This is a genomic window from Lentilactobacillus parakefiri, from assembly GCF_002157585.1.
GTDB lineage: Bacteria > Bacillota > Bacilli > Lactobacillales > Lactobacillaceae > Lentilactobacillus > Lentilactobacillus parakefiri.
Genome location: NZ_BDGB01000008.1, coordinates 31,904 through 36,234, shown reverse-complemented (window position 1 = coordinate 36,234; position 4,331 = coordinate 31,904). Strand labels below are relative to the sequence as shown.

The 4,331-nt window shown below is 43.9% G+C and carries 4 protein-coding genes; 1 reads left to right on the top strand and 3 read right to left on the bottom strand.

Annotated elements, in window-relative coordinates:
- Together LPKJCM_RS00785 and LPKJCM_RS00780 are read right to left on the bottom strand one after the other, a co-directional pair.
- The coding region (locus tag LPKJCM_RS00785; RefSeq protein WP_165758547.1) for a transposase at positions 1-579 on the bottom strand (579 nt) is incomplete at its 3' end.
- A 187-nt stretch (positions 580-766) separates the two neighbouring features.
- Positions 767-3,070 carry a glycoside hydrolase family 31 protein gene (locus tag LPKJCM_RS00780; RefSeq protein WP_057961526.1) on the bottom strand — a complete coding sequence of 768 codons (2,304 nt, stop codon included), beginning with the start codon at positions 3,068-3,070 and terminating at the stop codon, positions 767-769.
- Between the two features lie 219 nt (positions 3,071-3,289).
- On the opposite strand from LPKJCM_RS00780, the gene LPKJCM_RS00775 reads away from it, so the two are divergent.
- The gene (locus LPKJCM_RS00775) at positions 3,290-3,958 is read left to right on the top strand and encodes a hypothetical protein (RefSeq protein ID WP_057961527.1); all 669 of its coding nucleotides are present in this window, start codon (positions 3,290-3,292) and stop codon (positions 3,956-3,958) included.
- Between the two features lie 88 nt (positions 3,959-4,046).
- Here LPKJCM_RS00775 and LPKJCM_RS00770 read toward each other — a convergent pair.
- Positions 4,047-4,331: type II toxin-antitoxin system PemK/MazF family toxin (locus tag LPKJCM_RS00770; protein WP_087069497.1), on the bottom strand; the 285-nt coding region annotated here is incomplete at its 5' end.

Sequence of the window (4,331 nt, the reverse complement as noted above, 5' to 3'; positions counted from 1 at the left end):
GCGACGTCTCCGGCCAGCAATTGTTCGTTGATCGGTTGTTTTAGCTGATTTTCCAAGGACGTTTTGTGGCTTCTTGGAAGACATTAATGCAAAGTTGATCGGTAAGAATGTATTGGCGTCACTCCAACCCAAAGTTAAAGCCCGGTATCCCTTAATATATAACTGTTTGTCATGGTCAAAGACTCGCGCTAGTAATTCGGTTTGGGTGGCGTACTCACGGGAAAAGAGTGTATCGTCAATGATCAATGCTAACCGCCGCCGGCGGTCAATAAACGGTCGTAAATGCTTGATTAAATGACTCCCAACTTGACAAATCAAGCGTTGCCAATTGATCCGGCCATCGTTCAAATTATTTCTGACGGTGCGACTGGTAAAGTTAGGAGTTTCATGGGCTCGATAAAGCGAGCGTCCCAGGAACTTTGTCGTGAGCAGCCATTCAATGACCTTCATCAAGCTGATTTCTGAATTCCGGCGATAATTCACCAACTTGGTGAGTTTAGATAGACCAATGAGGGAAGTAAATTGATGAACAATATTGTGAAGCTCGTTTTCTGTATTTTTTTGTCTTATAATATTCATGACGTAAGTCTCCTTTGTATCTTGGTTTTGGTCGACTAAAGTATACAACGCAGGAGAGCTTGCGTTTATTTTTTTGCCAAAAAAGCCAATAACCACACGCCTTTGGCGTGATTATTAGCTTTCAAGTTTCAGTAATTAAAAAGATCTTTGATAAGCCAGCTTACACACTGGTTTACCAAAGATCTTTTTATTTGTAGTCTTCTGTATCTGAATGATAGTCCAACGTGATTGACTGATTTTTAAGATTAACCGTGACGTGTTGGTACACTGGTTGAAAGCCTTGATGGACGAGTTTGACGCTAACCTGGTCCTGGTCGACGTTAATCAGATAATCGTTGAACTCGCCCTGCTGATACTTGAAGTCCAAGCCATTATCCTGATAATGATGATAGCTGCCAGAATCACCGTAGACGTTGAATGTCATTGTCGTGTCAGGAGTTTCTGAAATCTGGTTGACTTCTGGTCCCCAAGGTAGGATCGTTTCCTTCTTGATAAATAACGGCAGTTTATCCAGTGGTGCATCGACAACAATGTCTTGCTGGCCGTCATATTCCTGGTGATTCCAGAAATCAAGCCATTTTCCTGCCGGCAGATAAACCAGCCGTTTCCTTTGCGATGGCTGAACGATTGGTGCGACCAGTACAGAATCACCGACCATGTATTGATCGTTAATATTGCGGACGCGGGGGTCATTTTCATCATTCAAAACCAGTGGCCGCATAAGTGGCAGGCCATTTTTTGATTCGCGGGCAAATAGGTCGTATAGGTAAGGGATGAATCGGTATCTCAGCTTTAAAAACTTACGATAAATGGAGAGGGTTGGTTCACCAAAGGCCCACGGTTCTTGTGCGCGGGTTCCCATTGCACTATGATTTCGCAGTAGTGGACTGAAGATGGCCGCCTCAATCCAGCGGGTCAGAAGTTCCGGGGTGGTGTCCGAACCAAAACCACCAATATCGGTCCCGGCAAAAGTAAAGCCGCTCATTCCCAGGTTACACAGCTGTGGAATTAAGAGCTGTAAGTGGGGCCAAATACTGTGATTATCGCCGGTCCAAACGGTTGAATATTTCTGCGTTCCTGAGTAAGCAGCTCGGGTGATGACAAACGGCCGTCTGCCGGTTGCCCTTTTCACACCCTCGTAAGTTGCTTTAGCCATGTTATGACCGTAAACGTTGTGCATTTTCTTATGGGTTGAAGGCCGACCATGATCGCTAAAGACGATGTCTTGGGGGATTTCACCCTGAAACGAAGCCGGCTCGTTCATATCATTCCAGATCCCAGCGACGCCCATGTCCGTGAGAAATTGGTCATTTTTGCCCCACCAGTCTTGGACGGCTGTCCGGCCAAAATCTGGGAAAACGGCATCTCCTGGCCACACTTGATTGACGTAGACCTTGCCTTGTAGGTCCTTGACGAAGTAATCATTCTGAATCCCTTGATCATAAATCTTGTAGCCGGGGTCCTTTTTGACGCCTGGATCAATGATGGCTACGATCTTTTTCCCCTGATTCTTTAAATTGGTCACAAACTTCTTTGGATTACCGGCGTAAGCGGCATCGTCCCAAGTAAAGACCCGGTAGCCCTGCATATAATCAATATCCAAGTGGATCGCATCAAAGGGCAGGTCGGATTGTTGCATTTTATCAACAATCCCCTGAACCATTTTCTGGCTGGCGGAATATCCCCAGCGTGATTGCTGATAACCTAGTGTCCATTTTTGCGGTAGCGGGGTTCGGCCAGTGAGGTAGGTGTAGTTGGTGACGACGGCTTTAAGGGTTTTACCACCAATCAGATAGTAGTTGAGGTTGCCGTCCTCAGCTGAGTAGAAATAATAGTCCGGATTTTCTTTGCCGAAATCAAAGTGACTGCGGTAAGGATTGTCGAAGAATAGGCCATAGGGATGCCCGGCTTTGAGGCCAATTATCACTGGAATTGACTTGTATAATCTGGTGAAATTCTCCAAATGGGGAGCGGGATTATCGGTGTTCCAGTCATCGTACTCATAGCCACGTTTGTTCATGTAACCAGTTTTGTCTCCGAGGCCGTAGATCTGTTCATCAGCCGCCAGATCTTTCACGACTTGGAAATAGTGAGGGTTGTTTTGATCGTCGGCACCCGGAACATTGTGGCCCTCTTCTTGGACAAACTTTTTGTGTTCCTCGTCAATTCCACGGTCCAATGGCGTTCGACTGCCGCGGTAATCTATGATCAGTGGATGATTGTTGCTATCATAGGCATCAAGGTGCATGGCGGCATCCATCTTGATGGTTAGGGCACTGGTACTAATTTCGTAATGATCAGGCTTTTGAATGATGCGATAGTCAGTTGGTTTCTGCTTGTCGCCCTCAATAGCATATGAAGTGCCGCTTTCACTGTGATTTTCATATACGCGAATAATTTCTGGTGTGATAATTGTTAATTGAATCTCACGTGCTGAATTTTTAAAAATGATGGTTTGGTGATCCTGCTGATATGTAGGTAGTTTGGCCAAATTTGTCAGTCCTTTCGTTGAGATTATCGTAGCATACGCTCCTAAGGGGATACAAGGTTACAAAGTGGAGCGTCCTGATTTCTCACTAAACCCACCATACCGTTATTTGATCAAAAAATTCAATACTGTGTGTTTGAAAGTAAATACTAGGGTTTTCACATCTTTTGCCATAGAATTAAAGTGTTAATTCACGAGTTGATTCAAGTTGGAGGGATTCATGTGGAACTGACCACTGCAAAAAAATATTTGTTGTTAACTGAAAGAATCGGCAAGAAGCCGATGTTGCGAACGCGATTTACTGCCCAGGCTTATTTTGTGCTGGCCGCCTTGTTTGATTTAGTCGATCAAGGTGTTTTGGAAATTGGGGATGTTATTTCAATCAAAGATGACCAGAAGTTTGCTGAACTGCCAGATTATCTGAATATTTTCAAGTCAGAATTAACGGACGAAATTCAGCAGGGACATGACATGCCGACACAATTGGCCATCATCACCAGCTGGGATATCGCCAACCAGATTTATGACGGGCTTGGCACCGGTCTGTTTGCTGATGGTTTGGTTGACAAGAAATTGGTTAAGACTAATTTGGACACCCACGCTATTTATCTGCCAACTGATGCTGCTCGAAGACAGGTCCGAGATTATCTGCGCCATCAGATTGATGGTGCGAAAGTCAACCAGGATGCTATTAGCTTGATGCTGATCTTGTCGGAGTTGGATGCTTTGAAATGGGTATTTACCGACAAAGATGAGTTGGCCAATTTGGCAGCAGCCTTCCAGCAGAAAGTTGACGGGTACGCATTTTACGCCAAAGAAAAAGCCCTGGCCAAAGTGGCGCAGGACGTGATTACGAAGAAGAAGTTTTGGTATGATTCGTGGTTGAGTTGAGTTTAAGGGTTCTCAAATATGCATTTCTAAGCTTTGCAATTTAGTTTTACTTGTTAAAGTTATAGAAAAGAACAGGGTTTAAACACCATTACAAATCAATTCCAAAAGCACCTACAGCAATTGGAAGTATTTGTTGAATGAAATGATGGTTTACTTTCCCTACAATTTTGCCATGACGAGCTTGAAAATCGAAGTTTTGCATTTGATAAGTGATTACTGAACCATTAATTCCACTCTTCGGGTCTTCAAGTGGAATTAAAATATCTATTCGTGAATACTTTTTATGAGTGATTGGCATACCGATTATGAGTCCGGTATTTCTGTAATATTGACTAGTTGAGATAACCAACATAGGTCTTCTAATGTTTCCCTT